The 24,013-nt window shown below is 38.2% G+C and carries 12 protein-coding genes; 11 read left to right on the top strand and 1 reads right to left on the bottom strand.

Annotation, left to right across the window (positions count from 1 at the left end):
• Positions 1-154 precede the first annotated feature (154 nt).
• From GON05_RS01720 to GON05_RS01690, 7 genes are all read left to right on the top strand, one after another.
• Positions 155-2,392, top strand: a complete 2,238-nt coding sequence (locus tag GON05_RS01720; protein ID WP_246238755.1) for an AAA family ATPase — start codon at positions 155-157, stop codon at positions 2,390-2,392.
• Positions 2,393-2,407: 15 nt separating this feature from the next.
• Complete coding sequence (locus tag GON05_RS01715; RefSeq protein ID WP_157317529.1) at positions 2,408-3,712, top strand: McrC family protein; 1,305 nt, start codon at positions 2,408-2,410, stop codon at positions 3,710-3,712.
• Positions 3,713-4,041: 329 nt separating this feature from the next.
• Positions 4,042-4,497, top strand: a complete 456-nt coding sequence (locus GON05_RS01710) for a restriction endonuclease subunit S domain-containing protein (RefSeq protein WP_157317528.1) — start codon at positions 4,042-4,044, stop codon at positions 4,495-4,497.
• Between the two features lie 108 nt (positions 4,498-4,605).
• Positions 4,606-6,135 (top strand): type I restriction-modification system subunit M, encoded by a 1,530-nt coding sequence (locus GON05_RS01705; RefSeq protein WP_157317527.1) that lies wholly within the window; start codon positions 4,606-4,608, stop codon positions 6,133-6,135.
• Positions 6,136-6,143: 8 nt separating this feature from the next.
• Positions 6,144-7,415, top strand: coding sequence for a restriction endonuclease subunit S (locus tag GON05_RS01700; RefSeq protein ID WP_157317526.1), 1,272 nt, complete (start codon positions 6,144-6,146; stop codon positions 7,413-7,415).
• 42 nt (positions 7,416-7,457) lie between these two features.
• Positions 7,458-10,550: a type I restriction endonuclease subunit R gene (locus GON05_RS01695; protein WP_181646085.1), complete on the top strand. Its 3,093-nt coding sequence runs from the start codon at positions 7,458-7,460 to the stop codon at positions 10,548-10,550.
• Between the two features lie 12 nt (positions 10,551-10,562).
• Positions 10,563-11,288 carry a M48 family metallopeptidase gene (locus tag GON05_RS01690; protein ID WP_157317524.1) on the top strand — a complete coding sequence of 242 codons (726 nt, stop codon included), beginning with the start codon at positions 10,563-10,565 and terminating at the stop codon, positions 11,286-11,288.
• A 46-nt stretch (positions 11,289-11,334) separates the two neighbouring features.
• Here GON05_RS01690 and GON05_RS40035 read toward each other — a convergent pair whose 3' ends face one another.
• Complete coding sequence (locus GON05_RS40035; RefSeq protein ID WP_397368836.1) at positions 11,335-11,538, bottom strand: HNH endonuclease; 204 nt, start codon at positions 11,536-11,538, stop codon at positions 11,335-11,337.
• 593 nt (positions 11,539-12,131) lie between these two features.
• Here GON05_RS40035 and GON05_RS01680 point away from each other — a divergent pair.
• The 4 genes from GON05_RS01680 to GON05_RS01665 all read left to right on the top strand — a co-directional run bounded on the left by GON05_RS01680 (position 12,132) and on the right by GON05_RS01665 (position 24,012).
• The gene (locus GON05_RS01680; RefSeq protein ID WP_157317522.1) at positions 12,132-16,346 is read left to right on the top strand and encodes a sigma factor-like helix-turn-helix DNA-binding protein; all 4,215 of its coding nucleotides are present in this window, start codon (positions 12,132-12,134) and stop codon (positions 16,344-16,346) included.
• 267 nt (positions 16,347-16,613) lie between these two features.
• Positions 16,614-17,000, top strand: coding sequence for a (deoxy)nucleoside triphosphate pyrophosphohydrolase (locus GON05_RS01675; RefSeq protein WP_157317521.1), 387 nt, complete (start codon positions 16,614-16,616; stop codon positions 16,998-17,000).
• A 164-nt stretch (positions 17,001-17,164) separates the two neighbouring features.
• Positions 17,165-19,018, top strand: a complete 1,854-nt coding sequence (locus GON05_RS01670) for a DNA/RNA helicase domain-containing protein (protein WP_157317520.1) — start codon at positions 17,165-17,167, stop codon at positions 19,016-19,018.
• A 275-nt stretch (positions 19,019-19,293) separates the two neighbouring features.
• On the top strand, positions 19,294-24,012 hold the full coding sequence (locus GON05_RS01665; RefSeq protein WP_157317519.1) for a sacsin N-terminal ATP-binding-like domain-containing protein: 4,719 nt from the start codon (positions 19,294-19,296) through the stop codon (positions 24,010-24,012).
• Position 24,013 lies beyond the last annotated feature (1 nt).

Below are 24,013 nucleotides of genomic sequence, written 5' to 3'. Positions count from 1 at the left end.
TGGAAATGAATTTAATGGCGTGAAGGAAGTACCAGATACCTTAGATCATGATGTATTCGTGTAAACAGATAAGGGGTCAATAACCATATACGAATTGATTCGATTTGTTAATAATGAGTACGCTGAATTTATCAGGAAGGGATCAATTTTAGATATGAAGCCACAGATTAAATTTATCGAAATCCTAGACTTTCTTCGAGATTATGGTAAGAGGTACTATAAGGATTCCAATAAAATTGAAGATAAAGATCAAAAACAAGAAATGATAGCACTTAAAGAGCTTGGCAGAGAAAGAGTTAAAGAGTTTTTAAAGGTTGCAAATTACTTTAGTTCTAAAGGATATATGTATGAAAAAACAGCTTCACAATGGTTAGATGGTAGTAGGAGAGCAATTCGCGACTATTTATGGATAGAGCTAAAGAATCCATTGAAGAGATCGTATTCTACAAGTATTTCCATTTTCGCTGAGAGGGTAAATAGTCAAATTAGATTTAGAGTTTCATTAGAAATTAAAGACAAAGACAGCGAGATAGATGTATTTAATAGACATAATAAGTATATGGATATACTTGATTCAGCCCATACAAATTTTGAATACTTTGTTTCAGTAAATGGAAATTCAGCTTTAAAAGAAGTTGAAAAAAATGAAATTGCATCCACGATTGAAAAGGCAAAGAAAAGAGAATATCACAAACTACAGATAGGTAGAAGTTTTAGTTACAATGACGTTTTAGAAATGAGTAGCGATCGCTTATTAAAATCGATTGAAGATGCAGTTGAAGAGTTACAGCTCTATTATAATAGGGCTGTAGAGGACGGAACGGAAGATCATGGAATTAATTCAAATAGAGCTTCTTTAATTGGAGGTAATGTCATGAACGATAAGAATATAATTTTGTACGGCCCTCCGGGTACAGGAAAAACGTATAATACTGTGAAGTATGCTTTGGCTATCATTGAAAATAAAAGCTTTGAGCAAATTGAAGAAGAAGTCGATGGGGCAGGTTATGAGCATGTCTTTTTAAGATATAAAGAGTATAAAGATAAGGGGCAGATTGCATTTACCACATTCCACCAATCTTTTGGGTATGAGGAATTTATTGAAGGTATCAAGCCAGTTGTTGACGATGAAAATACAGGTGAAATCAAGTATGCGTTGGAACCTGGAGTGTTTAAAGCCTTTTGTGATTCTGCTTCAAAACTAAAAGTGGTTACGAGCAACGATGCTGACTTGATATCTGGTAATCCTACGGTCTGGAAGATTTCCTTAGAAGGAGCAGGAGAAAATCCTACGAAAACAGACTGCTTCAGGAATAACTGTATAAGAATTGGTTGGGATCATTTACCTAAGCACATTGAATTTGATACAACTTGTGATACAAGTACTGTTCGAGATATGCTGATAGACTTCCAAGATACCATGAGTATAGGGGATATCGTACTTTCGCTGTTCAATAAGACTACTATTGATGCAATCGGGATTGTCATCGGAGACTATGACTTTGACGATAGTTTAGTTGAGTATAAGAGAAAAAGAGCTGTAAAATGGCTTGCGACCAATATTAGAGAAAACATCTACGCCCTTAATGGAAATACAAACTTAACCCTTCGAACTCTATATAAACTAAACAGAATTAATTCGTCAGATCTCATGGAGATAATTGAAAAGTACCCAGAAATTAGTTCAAATTCTAGTTCAAATTCCATCAGTGTAGAGCGTGAATTTAATAATTACGTTTTTATTATTGATGAAATCAACAGAGGTAATATTTCAAAGATTTTTGGTGAGTTAATTACTCTAATTGAGACATCGAAGCGACTAGGTAAAGACGAAGAGTTAACAGCTATCCTACCTTACTCGAAGAAGAAATTCGGTGTTCCGGATAATGTTTATATCCTTGGAACGATGAATACCGCGGACAGATCAATCGCATTATTAGATACTGCACTTCGAAGACGGTTTAAGTTCATTGAAATGATGCCACAGAGTCTTGTGCTCGACGATGTATTTGTTCATGATATTGAAATAAGCAAACTGCTTGAAAAAATGAATAAGAGAATTGAAGTACTCTATGACAGAGAGCATATGATCGGGCACGCGTATTTTATTGAACTGAAGGAGGATCCATCGATCGAGCGGCTTGCAAGTATATTTAAAAATTCGATTATTCCTTTGTTACAGGAATATTTTTATGAAGATTACAAAAAGATTCAGCTAATTCTTGGAGATGTAAATAAGACGGATGAATTGAAGTTCATTAGAAGTATTAAGATTGATCCGAACCTCTTTGGTGCTAGTTTGGAAACAGATATAGACGACAAAGATATATTCCAGATCAACCAAGATGCTTTTTATAATATTAATTCTTACACGCAAATCTATGACTTATAAAAATTGGTGATCATCTTGAAAAATTACTATGTTATCAAGGAATACGACTCCATTGTGAGAGGAAATCTGACAGGGCTTCCTTCAAATTATGTACCCCTTCCAGAAAAATCGTTTGATGAGCTCGAGAGTTTTATTATTTCCCAAAAAGATGACTCCAGGGCAGATGCATTGGAGCTCATGTCTATCTCAAGTAAAAGAGGTATTGGTAAGGTTATTAGTGCGAAAAATTATGTTGGACTTATTCAAATGAATGATGGTACCCAAATAGAAATACTTCCAAAGATTTATTTTAAAGATAAGACGCAGTCTGATACTCAAACACGAAAAGTTTTCTTAAAGATGCTTAAATCTTTAAAGGATTTCCCTTTTAAAACTTTCAATAACTCGAGTCTTGGTGTAACCAAACACACTTTATATGAGATCTTCATAAAAATGTTTATTGACGAGACACGTGAGTTAACAAAGAGGGGTTTACGCTCGAGTTATATACAACACGAAGATAATGAAAAGTTTTATAAGGGGAAATTAATCTTTGGTGAACACATAAAGAAAAATATTGTTCACAAAGAGCGGTTCTATGTAGCTTATGATGTATTTAATGTGAACAGGCCTGAAAACAAATTGATAAAAGCGACTCTAATGAAGCTTTTAAAATTATCAAACGACTCTCGGAATATTAAAGATATTGAGCAGTTGCTTATTGCTTTCGAATTAGTGGAAGCGTCAACTAATTATGAAAAGGATTTTGCTAGTATAAAGACAGATAGAAGTATGAAGGGATATGAACTACCACTTTCTTGGTGTAAACTCTTCTTAATGAACAAGAGTTTTACAACATTTGCTGGCTCAAATTTAGCATTTGCTCTCTTGTTTCCAATGGACAAAGTTTTTGAATCTTACGTGGGGAATGTCATAAGTAAACACTTCGGAACTAGCCATAAAGTTACACTTCAAGATAAAAAATATTACTTGTTTGATAAACCAAAACAATTTAACCTACAACCAGATATAGTTCTACAAATTGGCGATTCCATAGTGATAATGGATACGAAATGGAAGTTGCTTAGTCATATATACCCAAATTACGGAATTTCCCAAGCTGATATGTATCAAATGTATGCCTATTCTAAGAAGTATAACGCTCGAAAAATTTATCTGTTATACCCTTGGCATGAGGGAATATTTCTTCAAGAACAGCTAGGCTTATCATTTTCAAGTAATGATAAAGTGGAGGTTGATGTAATATTTATCGATTTACAAGAAATAACAAGTTCAATTAATCAGATTACTGAAAGACTAACATTATTGATGAGTCACTAATCAATGCTTATCAAAACTATAAGCAGATTGAGGGCTATAGTCGAATTGTTTCGATTAACGAGCTTACCGATAACGATTGGAGCCTGCATCCAAAGAGGTACTTTGAAAAAGCAGAGGTATCCACAAAGATCGGGAATGCAAATATTAACCGAAAGAAATACGAGCAGTCGGAGCTTCCAAAGGTCCTGCTTGGTGAAATTGCTGATGTTGAACGAGGAATTAATCCAACCCAAGATGAAAGCGAGGAGTCAGAGGCAACGTATTACCTGGTTAATCTTGTCAACGTTCAGGATGATCGAATCATTGCGGAGGGATTGAAGGGAATCACCTTGAGTCCAAGACGAGCAAGAGATTATGAACTTGAAGCAGGCGATGTATTGCTATCAAGTCGAGGAACGTTGCTTAAAATGACTGTTGTGAAACCAGAAGACATCCAAGAGAAAGCACTTGTATTTTCACAGAATTTTCTTCGGATTCGGGTTTCAGATCGATCAAAGTATGAACCAAATTTTATTAAGGCATTCATGGAAAGTCCAATCGGGCAGTATTATTTACAAGCTTATCAGAGAGGTACGACAGTCACGGTACTTAGTCATAAGGATGTTGCTTCGATAAAGTTGCCGAAACTTACATTTGATCACCAGCGAGAAGTTGCTCAGATGTTGCTTCATGCAGATGAATTGTACCAAAAGGCGATGGAAGAAGCCAAGGGTAAGCATGAGAAAAGCTACACGGATAGCTATCAATTGATGGGTATTTCTAATTCTTATTCAAAGATTGATTAATCCCGATAATTGTAGGGAGGGTGAAGGCATACTCGCTTCCCTTCCTATCATGTATAATAGAAGAGCAGGGCTTTGGAAATAGAGGATAAGTTCATAGGAGGAACAATGATGAGTGAACAAGTTACTTCACAGCAAATAAATGCAGTTTTATGGCAAGCGGCGGATACATTTCGGGGGAAAATCGATTCCAGTACATATAAGGATTACATCCTGACGATGCTGTTTATCAAGTACCTGAGCGATGCTTACAAAGAGCACGTTGAAGAATATACGAAACGCTATGACGGGGATCAACAACGCATTCAACGTGCGTTATCCAGAGAGCGATTTGTTTTAGATGAGCTAACCACTTTCGATTATTTATATAGCAAACGGACGGATATTGAGATTGGTGAAATAATCAACAAGGCTTTGGAACGTTTGGAGAATGAGAATACAGGGAAACTACGTGGCGTATTCCGTAATATCGACTTTAACAGCGAAGCAACGCTCGGCAAAGCGAAAGAAAGAAATGCGATGCTCCGTGCATTGTTAGAGGATTTCAATAAGCTAACATTGAAGCCATCGGTTGTTGGTAGCGAAGATGTCATTGGCGATGCTTATCAGTTTATGATCGAACGATTTGCTTCGGATGCTGGAAAAAAAGGAGGAGAATTTTTTACGCCTTCGATGGTGTCGGAACTGCTGGCTCGATTGGTTAAGCCAAAAGAAAATGATCGCATTTATGACCCAACATGTGGATCTGGTTCCTTGCTGATTAAAGTAGCGAATCAAGTGCAGAGCAAGAAAGTTGCGATCTATGGGCAGGAACGGAATGGACAAACCCATTCCTTAGCTCTCATGAACATGTATTTGCATGGTATTGATGATGCAAAGATAGAGTGGGGAGATACGCTGTCTAATCCACTTCACTTGGAAGATGGCAAGTTGATGAAGTTTCAGGCAATTGTAGCGAACCCGCCATTTTCACTTGATAAATGGGCAATGGGTTTTGCAGGTGAAGGTAACACGGATGAGAAGTTCAAGATGGAAGCAAGCTTGGATCAGCATAGACGATTTGAGTGGGGCGTACCGCCGACATCTAAAGGTGATTATGCGTTTGTTCAACATATGCTTTATTCATTAGCTGAAAATGGTCGCATGGCTACAATTCTGCCGCACGGCGTTTTGTTTCGGGGAGCAAGTGAAGAGAAAATTCGCCAGCAAATCATTGAAATGAATCTATTGGATGCCGTTATTGGTCTATCCGAAGGACTTTTTTTCGGTACAGCAATCCCAGCTTGTATTATGGTTTTCAAGAAGGATCGCAAGCGCAAAGATGTGCTGTTCGTTGATGCTTCAGGTGAAGGTAATTATGAAAAGGGTAAGAATCAGAACAAATTACGTGAAGAAGATCTACAAAGAATCGTTGAAACGTATGAAAAGTATGAAACTATTGAGAAATATTCATATGTTGCCACGCTGGACGAGATCAAAAATAACGACTTCAACCTGAACATTCCAAGGTATGTGGATACGTTTGAGGAAGAAGAACAAGTAAATATGGAGCAAGTGCAAGAAAATATCTCAAATATTAAGCAGGAACTTCAAGAGGTTGAACTGCAGATGAACAAATACCTTAAAGAAATTGGACTGTAGGTGAGATTGTGACTGATGCAAAAATAGTGATGGAACAATTTACAGAATTCAAAGACACCAAGTTTGGAAAAGTTCCTTCTGATTGGATGGTTATTCAATTAAATGAAATGATAGAACGAGGATTGATCATTGGACACTTGGATGGCAACCATGGAGAATTATATCCAAAATCTGACGAGTTCGTCGATTCAGGAGTTCCGTATTTAAGTGCTAATACAATTGAAAGTGGAATCATAAAGTATGATAAGTCTAAATTCTTGACTTTTGAAAGAGCTACGAAATTCAAGAAAGGTATCGCTATTGAGAGAGATATTCTTTTTGCTCACAACGCAACTGTAGGACCTGTTGCTATACTAAAAAATGATTATGAATTTGTAATTTTGAGTACGACCCTTACGTATTACAGATGTAATGTGCAAGAACTCATTCCTGAATATTTAGTTCAATTTATGCAGTCGGTTTACTTTGTTAGACAGTATGAGAGAGTGATGAAACAATCTACTCGAAATCAGATTCCAATTACCTTACAAAGAGATTTTTATCATATAGTCCCCAAAATAGAAGAGCAACATAAAATCGCTTCTATTCTCTCCACCTGGGATAATGCAATTGAACTCAAAGAAAAACTTATCGAGCTAAAAAAAGAGCAGAAAAAAGGGTTAATGCAGAGGTTGTTGACAGGGAAAGTCAGAGTTGCAGGGTTTAATGGAGAATGGATAGAGTCAAAGTTAGGGGATTTATTAAAAGAAAGAAAAGAAATTGGTTATAATGATCTTGAATTATTAGCTATTACTTCTCAGAAAGGGATAGTGCGACGTTCTGAAGTCGATATAAAAGATAATTCAAGTGAAGATAAATCGAAATATAAACGGATAATGCCTTTGGACATTGGTTATAACACTATGCGAATGTGGCAAGGTGTTTCAAGTGTTTCAAAGTATGAGGGGATAGTAAGTCCTGCGTATACAATTTTAAAGCCTACTAACAAAGTAGATTCAAATTTTATAGGTTTTCTATTCAAGGCTCCCAACATAGTCAACCTATTTAGAAGATACTCTCAGGGGTTGGTTGATGATACCTTGAATCTGAAATATGAAAATTTAAAGTTAATCAAAGTGACAGTACCGCAAGATATAAGGGAACAAAAGGCGATTGCAGAAATTTTACTCTGCATGAATCATCATATTGAACTTTTGGAAAGTGAACTCGAATGTTTCAAACAGCAGAAAAAGGGGATAATGGAATCCTTACTTACAGGGAAAGTGCGGGTAAAGGTTTAACCTTTGCCCTCTTTTATTAATCTCTACTCTGGAGGTGTGAATGTGGAGCGACCAAATAGCTATGATGAGCAATACATTAGTCAACAGCCTGCACTTGAGTTGTTGCAAGGATTGAATTATCGACTTCTTGCCCCCGAACAAGCTGAATCAATGCGAGGCACTCTCTATGATGTTTTGTTGAAAACGATATTGGAAGAGAAGTTGAAAGAGTTCAATTCGTACGAGTACAAAGGTGTTACATATAAATTCAGTCAGAATAATATTCACCAGGCAGTTCGGGATCTGGATGAGCCATTGACAGATGGGCTTGTGAAGACGAATGAGAAGATCTTCGAGACGCTGATGTTGGGACGGAGCTATACAGAGTTTTTGCCCGATGGTTCGAAGAAGTCATTTACAATCCAATATATCGATTGGGAGAACTTCGAGAATAATGTTTTTCATGTAGTTGAAGAGTTCGCCGTAGAGCGTATGGATGGGCGTGGGAAGGTACGACCTGATATTGTGCTGTTCGTGAATGGGATTCCATTTGTGGTTATTGAATGCAAGAAGGCATCGATTTCCATGGAGCAAGGCATTAGCCAGATGATTCGCAATCAGGGGAAAGACTACGCTCCTCAGCTTTTTAAGTATGTTCAAGTCGTCATGTCAACCAACAAAAATGAAACCAAGTATGCAACATGTAACACGCCAAAAAAGTTCTGGTCAGTGTGGAAAGAGGAAAAGAAAGAATGGTTGCAGGCGTTATTGGATGAAACAGTTGAAGGTCGCTTGCCGACGATGCAGGATAAAAACATTATTTCACTGTTTCATCCAGAGCGGCTATTGGAGCTGACTCACTTCTTCACATTGTTCGATAAAGACGTGAAAAAGGTCACTCGATACCAACAGTATTTTGCAATCAAGGAGATCATCAAGACCATCCAAGAACGAGATGAAAACGGAAATCGTCAGTCAGGTGTTATTTGGCATACGCAAGGCTCAGGCAAAAGCTTAACAATGGTGATGCTGGCGAAATATATTCTCTCTGAAATGAACGAACATAATCCGAAAGTGGTTGTCGTAACGGATCGGGTGGAGCTAGACAAACAAATACATAAGACATTTAAGCATACCAGGTTAAAGGCGAGTAGAGCAACAACGGGTTCACATTTGGTGGATCTCATTAACGACAACAATACAGATATTGTAACGACACTCGTACATAAGTTTGATACTGCTTCAGCGAAGCAAAAGCCTATTGAATCCAGAGACATTTTCATATTGGTCGATGAATCGCATCGTACACAATACGGTGAACTTCACATCAAAATGAAAAAAGTCTTCCCGAACGCCTGTTATTTGGGTTTCACAGGTACGCCGCTCATGAAGAAAGAAAAGAGCACGATGATAAAGTTCGGTAAATTAATTCATACATATACGATAGCAGACGGTGTAAGAGATAAAGCAATAGTTCCACTGTTATACGAAGGAAAGATGGTTGATCAGACCGTCAATCAAAAGGCAATTGATACACGCTTGGAAATGATTACACGAAATTTGAATGACAAGCAAAAAGATGAGGTCATGAAAAAGTGGAGTCAATTCGAACGAATTGCATCCTCTAATCAACGGATCAGCATGATTGCCTTTGATATTAACCAACACTTTTTGGATAACTACAAAACACAGGGAAGCCAGTTCAAGGCGATGCTTGCGACTAATAGTAAGATCGAAGCGATCCGATATTTGGAGGCATTTGAGGAGTTTGGCGATCTTACTTGTGCAGTCGTTATTTCCCCACCCGATCAGCGTGAAGGGCATGAAGTCGTTGACGAAGTTTCGAGAGATAAGGTGCTCAATTTTTGGAATCGAATGATGAATAAGTATGGTGACGATGATTCTTATGAAGATGCCATTAAAGAGGACTTCATCGATGGCGATGAGATTGAGTTACTAATTGTCGTTGATAAGCTTCTTACAGGTTTTGATGCACCACGGGCAACTGTATTATATATTGATAAGCCGATGAAAGAACATACTTTATTGCAGGCAATTGCCAGGGTTAACCGTTTATATGATGGTAAGGATTATGGATTGATTATTGATTACAGAGGGTTACTGGATCGACTCGATCAAGCACTTGAGATGTACTCTGGTGCAGGTCTGGAAAACTTCGATCCAAAAGACTTACAGGGAGCCATTTATGATGTGATCAGTATCGTTGGTTCACTGAGGCAATATTACTCCGACTTGCTTCAAATCTTTGCTCCGATCAAAAATAAAGCGGATACTGAAGAGTATGAGGTATGGCTGGAAGATGAGGAGCGTAGGCAAGAGTTTTATGGGGTTCTCTCTAAGTTTGGTCAAAACCTGGGTATTGCGTTAGAGTCAGAGAAAATCTATAACGCATTGCCAGCAGAAGAACTGAAGAAATATAAGAGAGACTTGAAGTTTTATCAAGAGCTTCGAAAGGCAGTAAAGCTACGGTATTCGGATTCCATAGATCATAGAGAGTATGAAGCAAAGATGCAAAACTTAATGGATCATTACATTTCGGCAGAACAGATTATTCGGATCACGAATCCTGTTGATATTCTTAATGAAAAGGCATTTGAAGAGGAATTGGAGCGATTAGAATCTAAACGTGCCAAAGCAGATGCGATTCGCACTAGACTCACAAAAAGCATTAGTACGAAATGGGATGAGAATCCTGCCTATTATAAGAAGTTCTCTGAACGGATCAAAGAAGCTATTGATGCATATAAACAACAGCGAATTTCGGAAGCTGAATATTTACAGAGAATGAATGATCTGAAAAAGGAATATCAACATGGCGAACCTGTTGAGGCATACCCTGACAGCATCAAGAAAAACTCTAATGCTCAGGCTTTCTATGGTGTAGCTAAAGACATCATGCAAGAGCAGAAGATGAGTGATGAGTTGCTAGCTGAATTAGCCTTGCAAATGGAGGACATCATTCGATCCTATACCAAAGTTGATTGGCATGATAACATGGAAGTTCATAATCGGATTGCGCAGGAGTTAGATGATCTCATTTTTGATTTCACAAAAGAACATAAAGTCAGTCTGGGATTCGATCAAGTGGATAAGATTATTGAACAAATAAAGACAGTAGCTTTACGACGTTATTAAGGTTGTGACAGCATGGATAAACATCAGATTGAGTATGCCAATCGAATAATCGAATTTGTCATTGAACGTAAAAATGTAAAGAATGTGAACCTAAACATTAAACCTGACATGACAATTATGGTATCTGCTTCAGAAAAGGTTCCACTTAGCTTTATTTATGATTTTGTAAAGAGTAAAGCTGGATGGATCTTGAAAAATGTAAAGACCTTCGAACAGGTTCAGCCATACAAACAAAGTGAACGGGAGTATGTCAGCGGCGAATCGTACAAATATTTAGGTAAGCAATATCGTTTGCGGTTGAAAGTAACTTCTGAAGAAGAACAGGTTAAGTATTATCAAGGATTCATTGTCCTAACGGTTAAGGATTCGAATAACCATGCTCGAAAAGCAAAATTGATGGATGATTGGTATCGAGAAAAGGCACTCAAAATATTCGAAGAATCATTAGACAAGCAGTACCTATTGGTACAAAAGTACGGGATTCAAAGACCGAAGATTGAACAGCGTTTAATGAAGGCACGATGGGGTTCTGCTCTTATCGATTCGAATACAGTTCTGCTTAATGCTGAATTGATTAAGGCTCCTAAACATTGCATTGATTATGTTGTATTACACGAGCTGATTCACTTCAGATACAACGATCATAGTGATAACTTTTACCAAATGCTCTACTCATTGATGCCTGATTGGGAGAAGCGTAAAGCAATTCTTGATAGCGAGATTGTTAGGGAGCTGTAGAATGATGCAGGGGTTAAGAAAATCTTGATTCCTGCCCTTCCAAATGTTATTTTTTACTAAATAAAAACTCATCAACTGTTTTCGTGCCTTTAAAAGAATTGCAGGAACGGCAGGCTGGTACGATGTTTTCGATATAGTCGCTTACGCCACGTGATAGCGGAATCAAGTGATCTCTTGTTCTCTGCTTTAATCCTGCGTTTTTGGTCATCTTTTCGCCGCAATAGAAACATTTGTTATCATGTTTTTTCAGGAGTTCAATCCACTCTGTCCAATTATGTCCTGGCTGTACTTCTCGACGTTTTAATTTTGCTTTCCGCAGGCCTTCATTTCTGATTTGGCGGTTCTGGTCGTTTTGGAAGTAAGCCCTCTTTTGTTATACCAGAACTAAGAAAGTTAGATCTGAGTTCATACGTCTCCCAGCTACACTGAAACAGGATAAGGTTGATCGTTACCTAGATGGACAGGATAGCTATGTCAAAAGTATATGCAATGAGACTATGAAGGATCTGTTCAGTCGTGCAGTAAGGATACATGCATTGAATATGGACATCATTACTGGCAGAATGTCCAGCCTGAAGTAACTGGAAGAAGGAAACAGTGCTAAATTGGCACTACATTAATATCATTAAAAAGAGGATTACTTACATTTTTGTCGAATAATATCCAAATAAGTAGTTCTTCAGTCATTGAAGAATGTCTGATATAAAATTGAGACACGAGCGTCATATAGGACATTCGTGTCCTTTTTGTCGATAGCAACATTTGTTTTCTGACATCTCGATGTCAGAGTCGTAATTGGATAATAGATTTAATCTAGATAATGAGAAGAAGTGTGAGGACAACATGAAAGCGAAAGAAGAGTTATTTTCTTTTTTGCAAATCGAATATCAAGATCTTGCTGAGTTAGCGGCAAGTATTGAGCGAAGTGTTTATGCGGATCCCCATGTTGTTCTTGTAAAAGCAAGACTATTTGGAGAAAAGTTCGCGAAGCTAGTTATGAAGCAAGAGAATATCAACGAAGTATTCGATGTCAAACAGGTAGATCGAATTCATAAGTTAGCTCGATTACAAGTTATTAACGAGGACATTCGGAATAGTTTGGATTGGTTGAGACTACAAGGGAATAAAGCTGCTCACGAAACCGAATATGGAACTGTTGAACTATCATTGAAAGCACATAAAATTCTTTACGAATTATCCTCATGGCTCTTTGAAGTTTATGGAGATTTAGTGTTTAAACCTCCAGCGTACAGACTTCCTATTATGGAAAGATCAGGGAGCATCGATAAAGATGAAATGAGTGCCTTAATCTCTCAAGTGCTGAAGAGTACGCTAGAGAATACACTAATGCCTTCTATTCAAAGCACGATTCGTCAAATGCAAGAAGAGGTCATGCTTTCTTCTATTGCAAGCTCTGTGATGCAATTGGAGGATATGAAAGGAATTGTCCAAGAAGCTAAGAATACGAAACCAATTGAAGTGGAAGTACCTAAAAAAATAAAGACAGAAGATTTCGATCTATTGGAATATCTTAAGGAAAATTCAGTTGAGTCTATTGATAAGCGAGATGCCGGTGGCGCTCTTTGGATTGTCGGGGGTTGGGGTCTAAATAAAATTCTTTTTCCGTTAAAAGAACGCGGGATTTACTTTAAATTCACCCCAAAAGGAAGTGGGGCCACGAAGAAAAAACCTGGCTGGTTTTTATTAGGTAAAAAAGAAGCCTCAATTGAAAATGAATCTAATGAAATCAAGCAAATAGATGAAGTTGTAGAGTCTCAAATTATAATGCCAGCTTATCTTATGCAAACAAAGCTCGAGGTATATTCTCCTGGACCTGTGTCTGAGTTAATTGGACTATTAGGCATTCATTATTTTAAAGAAATCAATGATGAACATTTAAGAGCGATATACGCGAAAGATCAACAAAAATTTTATGATATCATTACGCATTTGTGGTTTCTAGGATCTCGGTTCATAGGAAAGCTTGCAGGGTTGCTTACACTAAATCATGAAGAAAACACAATAACTTTACATACAGTCAAGCCATTGAGTGGTGAGATTCGGGAGATTTTGCCTGTGAGTATGGCGGAAAGATTCCTCCATTATGGCATTCATCACCTATCGCAATTAAATCATATTCCAGTTCCATCTTTACAGTGGTTAATGAATACGCATTATGAAGAAGTGCTCGTTATACTTAAACCCTGGTTCTATCAGGAAGAACAAGTAAAAGAAGTTGAAGCAGAGTTAGGAGCAGAACAAGAGCAAGAGCAAGAACAAAAGCAAGAAAAAGAAAAAGAACATAATCAAAAACAAGTAAACAGTGCTACGGCAGAAGAAGCGATGAAACAAGTTTGTTTTTCTGGAGAATGTGTCGTTATTACACCGAAGTTATCAGAGTTCCCTATCAACTATGAAAACTTTAAGGGTTGCAACAAATTAGTTTGGTATTTACAAAAAAACGGGATGGAAACAATCGGAGATTTGCCTGCAGAGCTTCACCAATTCGAAGAAATGAAAGGGATAGGCAATACCTATCTGCGTAAGTTTTTTAGTGAATTGATACGTTTAGTAGCTGATGGTGAGGTGGGTGCCAGTCTTTCCATCAAGAAAGGAATAGAGAAAGATACAACTGAGCTTAGTGAGGGAAAAAGAATCAGTTATGAGCATCAAAATATAGATTTACCTAAATCGATTTTAAATGTGAAATTTGATGTGAAGGACTTCGTAACCTGTCCGTTGCTGATCTCCAAAATGGCATTAAAAAAGGTAGAAACCTACGGACAATTACCAGGTAATCTTGTTGAGTTAACACAAATACCCTCTGTCGGTAAGGGAGTAGTTTCCAAATTTTATGAGCATCTGAAGCTCAAGTTAGAGAGATGGCGCGAGGAGCAGTTAGAATTAGAAAGAACCAGCCTCATTCCACCAGATGAACTTGAACGCCACTATTTTCAGCAGTTTTCTACAACAATACAAGACATGATTACATCCGATACACTATGCCAGCAATTGGATATTGAGCCCAGGACAGTAGACATACTTCTGGAAAGATTCCAGAGTATTCATAATGGGAAGCGATTCACATTAGAAGAATGTGGTCAAAAGTATGGGTTGACGCGTGAGCGTATCCGCCAGATTATTAAAAAAGCAGTCTCTAAAATTAGCCAAAAAGGAAACAATTGGATATTGTTGTTGAAAGTACGATTAAAGGAGCAAAAGGGACTAGTGATAAACCAATTTCTCAAGAGTGAGAACTTTAGTGATCATTTGATTATTGAGGCTTTGGAGAATGAGGGAATTTACCTGAAGTACGACAACTATGTCTTCTCTACGGTTAGTAAAGCAGAAATAGCTGTTCTTGAGAAAGAACTCGGTAGTTGGTTGGATAACCAATGTGTCGGAAGACTCCTTGATGAAACGCAGCTAAACGAAATGTTATCCATACGATCTAATGAAACAGGGATCTCCGTTGAAGTTTTTCGTTTTATGGTTCAACAGTATTTTACGCAAATAGCCTCGGGGCAGTTTATTCTGGCAAACTATTCGAAAGTTGACCTTGTAACTCTAGTTATGTTGCAATATCCAGAAGGCGTGGAAGCTTATAAAAATGCTGCTGAACTCTTAGTTAAAGGAAATCAGATAGTTCCCCATTCATTCCAGAAGGATCGTGACTTTTATTCCGTTATAACTAGGGAAGAACATTCAGACAAATTTTACTTATGGGGCCGCGGTGTATATATTCATCATTCCTTCGTGCATCCTGATATCGAGATATTAGAGAAAGTGGCGAAAGAAATTGCCCTGCAATTGGAAAATCAACGAACCATTTCTGTTGGAGGGGTTTACGGGATTTTCGAAGCGGAGTTGAAAGAGAGGAACATTCCGAACGAATATGCCCTCTATACTTTACTGAGAATACGGTTCTCTACCTACTTTACTGTGCCTAAATATCCGAAAATTACACGATTTGGAGACACAGGAAGTATTAGAAACAGTGATTTGATTAAGGAGTACATCCGTGAGAAGGGACCACAGGTGACGCGAAAACAGCTACTTGCGGAGTTTGTGGTGAATAAAGGATGGAAGTCATTTACGTTGGAAATTAATTTATCGAACGATGATGAGATTATTCAAGTTGACCACGGTATATATGGACTAATAGAATCCTTTAATCATCTTGATGAAGCATCGTTAAAACCAATTAGTAATAGAATCGAAAAATTGCTTGCCTTCAATACTTCCATTGATGTGAAAAGAGCATTTGATGAGATGGAGTCTGAATGTAGATCCTTGCAGATCAACAACCCGTATTTACTCTATAGTCTAATTAGGGAGCATTGCCAAGAACAGTTCTCTTGTCCAAGGGCGCCGCATATTGTTCTGAAAGGGATGGAGGAAGAAGGGATTTCCTTCACATACCTGATTGAAAACTATCTTCTGGATCGGGGTGAGGTTGTTTCCAGGGAAGAAATGTTATATTGGCTAACTGAAGAGATTGGAACCTCTTCTTTGAAATTAGAGATGGCACTTAGTGAGTCAACGAAGATCTTCTATTACACCCGAGGACAGCTAGGGGAGTATATACATGAGGATGTATTAGGTTGGAATAATTCGTTTAAAGAACGACTCCATCTGAGTGTTAATGAGTTGTTGGATAGGGCTTATATGTCATTCGTGAAACCATTTGTCATCATTGAAGGCGGACTTAAATTAGAATTCATGCCTGAACTAACGAATGATTTACAATGGTCGCGGGATTTGCTATTAGATTGTCTGAAGAGGGACGAAAGATTTCTTCTGTTAGGCTCAAAGGGACATATTGTCTTGAAGAGAAAGAATCCTTCTTTTATCGAATCGAATACGGATTTCATTACGTATATAATTCGTAAGGAGTTTGGGGGATCAGCTCCAGAGGCGGAGTTAAGGAGAAGACTGAGAGAGTATACGTTTTCGCATCATGGGGATCTTTTACAAGAGACAGATGCTCTTATGGATGCGGGAGTTGCGCCATTTAGATTGGTTAATGGGGTATATAAAATTGATTTTAAGTCCTAGAATTATTATATAAATAAGTAAGGAAGAATTATTGAAAGTGAAAGTCCCCTCCTTGTCACGGTGAGCTAGCACCAGACGCTTCAAAAAATATATTCTTGAATAGAGTATCTTCACTGAAAGTGAATTATACACTTTAGTTAAAGAACCCAGGTTTATTAGGGTTCTTTTTAATTAATTCATATATTTGGAGGATTTTTCATTATAGAATGGTATTACATCATATATTCAAAATTTTCTTATTAATAATGATAACGAAAGGAATGTTTTATGAAGCAAGTTGATGTTGTCGGAGCGGTACTGATTAATGGAAGAGATGAGGTTCTTTGCGCTCTTCGATCAATGGAGATGTCTCTTCCTGGATACTGGGAGTTCCCTGGCGGAAAAATTGAGCAAGGTGAAGATCAAAAGACTGCATTGATTAGGGAAATTAAGGAAGAACTCCTGTGTGATATTGAAGTAGGTGAGTTTATCACAGATAATGTACATGAGTATCCAAATATTAAAGTTAGACTAATTACTTATAAAGCAAAAATTATCTCAGGGGAGCCGATAGCAACTGAACATGAGAAACTTGCTTGGATACAATTTAATAATCTTAGAGATTTGCGATGGGCGCCAGCAGATATTCCGACCTTAGATATACTTTGCCGCTAAGTTGAATTTGGGTTTAAACTAGAAGCTTTCCATGAGTTCAATTGGTAAAGCTTCTTTCTCATTTCATTTGTTATAAGCAACATAGAGAGGTAAAGTATGCTGAAGAACTTCAGTAGATCAACAACTAAAATAAACAAAATAACTCCCAGAAGAGGATACTACAAATGCGAAAAGAGTTTGTTGGATACACGCTTAGCCAATTGAAAGGGATGTTAAGAGATAGTTTTGTAAACGAGCTAGGAACATTTACGACAAGTCTAGATTTAAAATATACTACTACTCAGAAAAAATCCTGGGGAGATTGCTACGACTATTTAAAAACTGAATTTAAGCATATAACAAAATATGATGAAAGCATTTTGTTATTCGAGTATTGTTTGCCGTTTACAAACTATCGTCGTCCTGACGTAATTATGCTTTTTGAGGGAACTGTATTGGTATTAGAGTTTAAAAGAAAAGATAATAGTTTAACACAAGATGTCGATCAGCTCCGCGGCTATTTAAACTTCCTTCGACGTTACCATGATGAAACACAGAAGATGGGTCTCGATGTAAAAGGTGCGCTTATTCTAACAACTAGCACGGACAATTTAGTACAACATTGTGATGGGTACACGCTAGTAAAAGGAAATGGATTAATCCATTTAATTGAGGAATTACTACTAAGGAGATGTCTAGATGAAGGTAGATCTTTAACATGGGCTAATTCTGCCTATGAACCATCTAAAAATATATTAAAAGCAACGTATAGTATGTTTAAGTCAAATGATCTATCTATGATTAAAAACATTTCTGAACACGAGTTACGGAATATATTAAAAGTGTTATATGAAATAACTGTGGAAAAACACAATAAGAAACGGTTAGTTTTTTTAACAGGCGTACCTGGTGCAGGAAAGACGTTAGCCTTGCTCCATACGCTTTATAAATTAAATCAAGAAGGCTTTAATGCTGTGTTTTTAACAGGGAATGGCCCTTTAGAAAAGGTTCTATCGTATCTCTTAACCAATGCTTCTACTGGTGCTGAAGGAGACTCTTTAATCAAAGGAGTATTGGCATACAAGAAGGCATATTTTGATCGTTATAATAAACAACCATTTACCAATGCTAAGTTTTTGGCAACCATCTTCTTTGATGAAGCTCAGAGGGCGTGGGATGAAGAGAAAATGGGCGCATTGTACGGGATGAGTGAACCAGAATTGATTTTAAAGGTTCAAGATGCTGCCTTTGATAAACGTGGTTATACAAATGTTGTGGCATCCATCGGTTTTGGTCAAAGCATTTATAAAGGTGAAGAAAACGAATTTGAAACGTGGGTTAGAGTGATTGAAAAAGAAGAATACTCTGACTGGGAGATCTATGCACCTGCTACGTTAAAAAATAAGTTGAGTCATTTGTCTAATGTTACTTACGTAGATGACTTGCATTTAGATACAACAATACGTTCCAACTTTATAAATACAACTCCATTTATTGAAGCGGTTTTAGCTGCAGATATTAACGTAGCAAGAGAGGAAAATAGAAAGCTTCGAGAGCAGGGTTATTTCATCCATATTGTCGATAACCTGGAAAGTGCTAAGAGTTATTTAGAGGCTCATGCACGAGAAACGGGAGATAAATTCTATGGGTTAATTTCATCATCTAATATTCGATTAATGGATCATCAAACGTATTTAGGCAATGCTAGAATGATGCAACAAACAGACTCACAAGAAGTTATCGGAAAGTGGTACTTCAAAGATTCATCCAAATTAGATGCAGTCGCAACAGAGTTTGTCTGCCAAGGGCTGGAGCTTAATATACCCCTCCTCTATTTTGGTGGTGACTTCTTGATGGAAAATGGCAATTGGGTAGTGAGGCCTACAAAGAAATATGAGGATAAGGATAGGACTGTAAGGAATATTTATCGAGTTTTACTTTCTCGAGGAAGATTAGGGTTGTTCATCTATATCCCTAAGAATACAAGGTTTGAAGAGACAAAAAATTTCTTCCAATCTATTGGTGTTAATATGAGTTGAAATAAGAGCTACTCTGATGCATTTACAGCACAGAGCATGAGGGCATTATGACTCGGTATACTTATCATTGTTACGCTATAAAAGAGTTCGCTAAGCGAACTCTTATTTCGTTTAGGCAGGTACATTAATTTTAACCTTTCTTACTTGAATCAGAGAGACTAATTCAAAAGACCTAAAAAACCGGATCCTATTCCAATTACTAGGAGGTATATAGGTCTTTATGGTGAATTAGTTATTATCTACTTTGAACTCACTTGGGGAAGGACGTTATCCAATTGAAGCACGCTGAATCTGAAATTCGCAGCATATTTGATACAAACCGCAATTACTACGAAGATCCTCGTGGAAAAGCAATGCTCCGAGGGATTGGGCGAAACTTTCCGCACGAATGGCTGTATATATTCGAGCTTATTCAGAATGCGCTTGATGTCGAATCAACGACGGCAATTCGCATTGAATGTACCGAGGACACATTTATATTTGAGCATAATGGGAAGCCATTTGAAAAAAGAAACGTCGAAGGACTATGTTCAGTCGGGTTATCTTCTAAAGGACTTCTCACAATTGGATTCATGGGAATTGGTTTTAAATCCGTGTTTGTTAGCTATAAACAAGCAACTATAGTATCCAACGATTATACTTTCCACCTTAATGTACCTCGTCCTATGGTTGGGAGCGTACAAAATATTGATTGGGTGGGTTCCGTATTGCCTGTTTGGGACTCACAGATTGCACCCCCTACACCAGGTATGACGACACGTATAAAGTTATCGGATAGCTTAGCAGCAAAGACACCAAAACAACATATGGAACTCTTGTCTTCATCGGATCGGAGTCTCTTTCCAATGTTAATTATGGCTGGTTTGAAATCCTTTGAATATAACGGGGTACATTGGAACTTTAATCGAAGGAAAATTGATGGCCAGTCCCAGGGCTTTCATCTTAAAGCGAGTAAGCAGGGTTCGAATGAAGTCGAGGAATGGGTTTTATTCCAAACTGAGTATGTGCCGAGCGATGAAGCAAAAAGGGATTTCATTTCGCACAGAAATCTCCTTATCTCAGGGCAGGAAGAAATTGAGCGAATAGAAAGTGAGCTTAAAAAGAAACGCAATCTATCTTTGTTTTGTCGCGTTGATCAACGGGGGCTTCCTATTCTCCCGAAACGTGGCTTTGCGTATGCGACATTACCCACAGATATCCAACTGCCAGTCCGTTTTCATGTGCAAGCAGATTGGCTGTTAATGACTAGTCGGACTCAAATGATGGATGCTGAAAACAAGCAATGGCATGAGGAAATTCTATCGTACATTCCGAGTTTGAATCGGGATATGCTTAGATACTTTTTCTCTTATGCACATAATCAAGAAGATTACCTAAACGTGTATGGATTAATTCCTGATGTTCGTCACGAGGACACCGATCCTGTACATGTGTGGATGCGTAATCATTTCAAAGCAAAGTTACCAGAAATCCTTAAGGATGAGCGGCTTCTCCCTGTGGTAAGTCAGGAGGGGAAAATGACGCTAGTAAAATGTGAAGATGCCTTTTTACTACCGAAAATTCTATATATGATAGAAAAAGAGGAGCATCTTTCGCCTTGGAAGCTCTTGTCTAGTAAGTGTATTGCTAGAAGCTTTATACCGTCGATTACACTAGAATCCATGCAATCCTTAGGCTTAGTTCGTTATTATCCAAAAGAACAAGCGAGTGAGTTATGGTCTGAGACAGACGTGAAGTGTTGGTTTTCTTCCTTACCACAGGAGAATCAAGTTCCTGCTTTATTTCTTCTATATAGTGTTTTACAGAGGTTGACGCGAGATGAAAATTGGAATGTTTCTCGTTTACCTTGCATTCTAACAGAAGCAGGGACGTGGGAAGATTCCTCCCGTGTTAAGCTATTAAATGATGAATATTGGACTACCTTTGCCCGGGAAGAATGGGTGCAGTCAATGCTCTTAGTAAGCGCCGGAGACCCACGTTTTCTGATGCAGATTGAATTGCAGCAACAACTTACTCGATACGGGGAAGCAAGGCGCAAAGATTCATTGGATAATTCTTTTTATTTTTTTATGAATGATTTGACTAAATATAAAACTGATGAGCTCATTCATAGATGGTGGGTAAATCAAAAGCAAATAAAAGAAATGGATATCGAAGCTATTCGCCGGTTTACTTTACATATTGCAAAAAACTTAAAGCTACGCTGGGCATTAATTGAACTAGTCTTGGCTGAGCACAAGAATGGAGAACTTGAATTACTACCGATAAACGAAACCACACTTGCCGACCCATACACGGATGGGTTCCAAAAAAGGTTATTTTCAGAGCCCCCAATATGGAAGGGTTATTTAGAAACAACAAATGACCTTGAGGCTAACGAATGGAAGGCATTTTTCCTATCTTTTAAGACACAGCCTAAGGGAAATTTTGAGTTGAAGATAATATCAACTGCAATAAATGAATACGATCGGCCGGGTATTGTAGAGACTACTGGCGAGTTAATTACATATAGTACACGGGCATCTGCATACACGGAGTATTACAAAAAATTGCATGAGCTAATCAAGGTACGTAATCGAGAATACGTTGTTGTAGATTTTGACCTGCCCGACAACTGGAAGCTTGCTATTCAAGGTAGCGAGTTGAATGCTGCTATTAAGTGGATGAGCCAATCATATCACTGGATGAATCAACGTATATTGGTTCTTTATGTTCCATCAGGTAACGGTTATATAGCTGAACATCGTCCCAATAAGGAAGCACGCTGGAAGAACACACTCCGCACAGCGTCTTGGGTGCCCATCAAGGATCGTCCTGGTAAGACTGCAAGACCATCCGAAGTGTTAGCACGTTATGATAACCTTCGTCCTGATGCTCCTGTTGCCGATCTGGATTCATCTTTTCTGTTAGCACTAGAAGGAATAGGCATTAGCTTTGGAACTGAATTACCGAATGCTCCAGCTTTACTACGTCTGGAAAAAGAAGGTCATGTACTTGGACTAGAGCAACTAATTGAGACACTTCTTGAGGCGATTGAAAGTGCTAGAGAGAATGAGTTAATTAAGGGAAAACTTAGAGACTTACTTGAGGAGAAGCCAATTCTACCACGTAATACCCGTGAACGCACGTTGCTTACATGGGTGGTACAAAAGAAGGGTGATCGAAGCGATTTTGGCCACCTTATAGTTTCTGCTAAAGATTTTGGAGAAGGAAACGAACTTGAGACTTTATACATCAAGTTGGCCGAACTGTATCCATTCCCAGAAACAGTTAACGGAAGTATAGCCTATCGGTATCTACAGAAGTGTTGGAATGGAGAGTTCCCCCTTGATCAAGCCCGCCGTACCATGCCTATGGCTTACTCGTACCTTAACGAAGAGGTACTAAAAGATGAATCCTTTTTGGTTAAAGAGATGATGGAAGAGGCACGTGTTTACGTGAGACCTGAAGGTTGGGTCCACATTAATGGTGTATATTTTGATGATATGAGAACCCTTGATGATCAACTTAAAGAAGGTTTTAAAATTGCGACTCCTTCATTTTTCGGCTTGGACGCAGAGTCTCAATTGGAAATCGCAAGATTTTTAGGTTTGCGATTATTATCCGAACAGCTTTCTGTTGAGCATGAAGCCTTTAAAAAGCAAACAGTTCCAGAAAAGTGGAAAGATCGGTTTATTCAAATTAGTAGTACCATACATGAAATTCTCCATCGCATGGACCATGAAGAGGATGAAGAGATTCCAAGTTTCTCAGCAGATTCACTTCCGAGCCTTGAGCTTTATCAGGAGCTTTATATCCAGGTGAGGTCCAAGAATCAAGGTGTGATCAAACGAAAAGAACGACAAGCAATTCTGCAAAGCCACGTTTGTTTAATTAGCGGAGATCCTTTTGAGTTTGCTCCGGATTTAACGGATGAAATTTTTACTTTTTTCGGAATACGGAACAGAACCGATATCCACGGGAAGTTAAAGACTTTATCTGCAAAAATCTGTACTTGTTTTAACGTAATCAACCAGGATGCGCCCTATTTGAAAGTCCTGCGTCGTCTAAGGCAAGAGTTTTCACTTAGCGGAGAAGAATCATATAAAGTGGTACCAGTAACTGCCCCACTTGAAGGGGTATTGGAACGGCAAGTAGCAGAACCATTTAAAGAACAAGAACAAGAGCAAGAACAAGAGCAAGAACAAGAGCAAGAACAAGAGATCAAAGCTTCAAACGAGGGCACAAGTACGCTTCAAGGGAATCACTTTGATACTAGGGCAACTCAACCAGTGAGAGAAGAAATAGTAAGGGATTCAGATAGCGCATTTTCTGAGGTCGCAGCTGCAGACTCCTATAAGGGTTTAAAACCGTCTCCACGTCCTATACCAGCCTTAGAAATAACGATTCCTTCAAGGGGAAAAAGGATTTCAAAGTGGCTTGCGACAAGTAAAGAGAGGCCCGTGTCCGTATCTACAGGGAGCTTTAATAAAAAGCGAATTGCTGGAAAACAACGGCGGATTGCAGATCTGGTAAGACAAAACTTAACTGCTGAAGTGTTGCCGGAATTAACTGATATGGCTACTGAGCATACCGTTTTTATGGATCATGAATATCGTGACGCGGTAATTGTCTATGAAAGAAAGAATGGACGAGAGCCACGATTGATGGCGGCAAATCAAGCCGGGTTTGATATCGAAAGTTATGATGCTGATGGACAACTTGTTCGACGAATTGAAGTCAAAGGCAGAAGACTTGCTTGGGAGAACGATGAAATCGTTACGCTAAGCGCTATGCAGGTAAAGACGTTTTTCGAGGAGGACGGTGAATATTGGCTATATGTTGTTGAAAAACGAAGCAGTGGCCATTACCGTGTCATCCCTATTCCGAATCCGGTAAGGCTCGCTCGAACGTTCCATTTTTCCGCTGAATTATGGAGACTGCTTGCACATAAAGTAGAAGATATATGGGACACTTATGAAGATCCCTTACCAACAATAAATTTACCAATATGAG

It is taken from the genome of Paenibacillus anseongensis, assembly GCF_009757995.1.
Taxonomy (GTDB): Bacteria; Bacillota; Bacilli; order Paenibacillales; family NBRC-103111; genus Paenibacillus_E; species Paenibacillus_E chondroitinus.
This window is presented reverse-complemented; position numbering and strand designations above follow the sequence as displayed.

Excerpts from the sequence above, each read along its gene's own strand:
- GON05_RS01720 (WP_246238755.1), top strand. The coding sequence starts at position 155 with ATGAAGCCACAGATTAAATTTATCGAAATCCTAGACTTTCTTCGAGAT.
- GON05_RS01705 (WP_157317527.1), top strand. The coding sequence starts at position 4,606 with ATGAGTGAACAAGTTACTTCACAGCAAATAAATGCAGTTTTATGGCAA.
- GON05_RS01690 (WP_157317524.1), top strand. The coding sequence starts at position 10,563 with ATGGATAAACATCAGATTGAGTATGCCAATCGAATAATCGAATTTGTC.
- GON05_RS01680 (WP_157317522.1), top strand. The coding sequence starts at position 12,132 with ATGAAAGCGAAAGAAGAGTTATTTTCTTTTTTGCAAATCGAATATCAA.
- GON05_RS01675 (WP_157317521.1), top strand. The coding sequence starts at position 16,614 with ATGAAGCAAGTTGATGTTGTCGGAGCGGTACTGATTAATGGAAGAGAT.
- GON05_RS01670 (WP_157317520.1), top strand. The coding sequence starts at position 17,165 with ATGCGAAAAGAGTTTGTTGGATACACGCTTAGCCAATTGAAAGGGATG.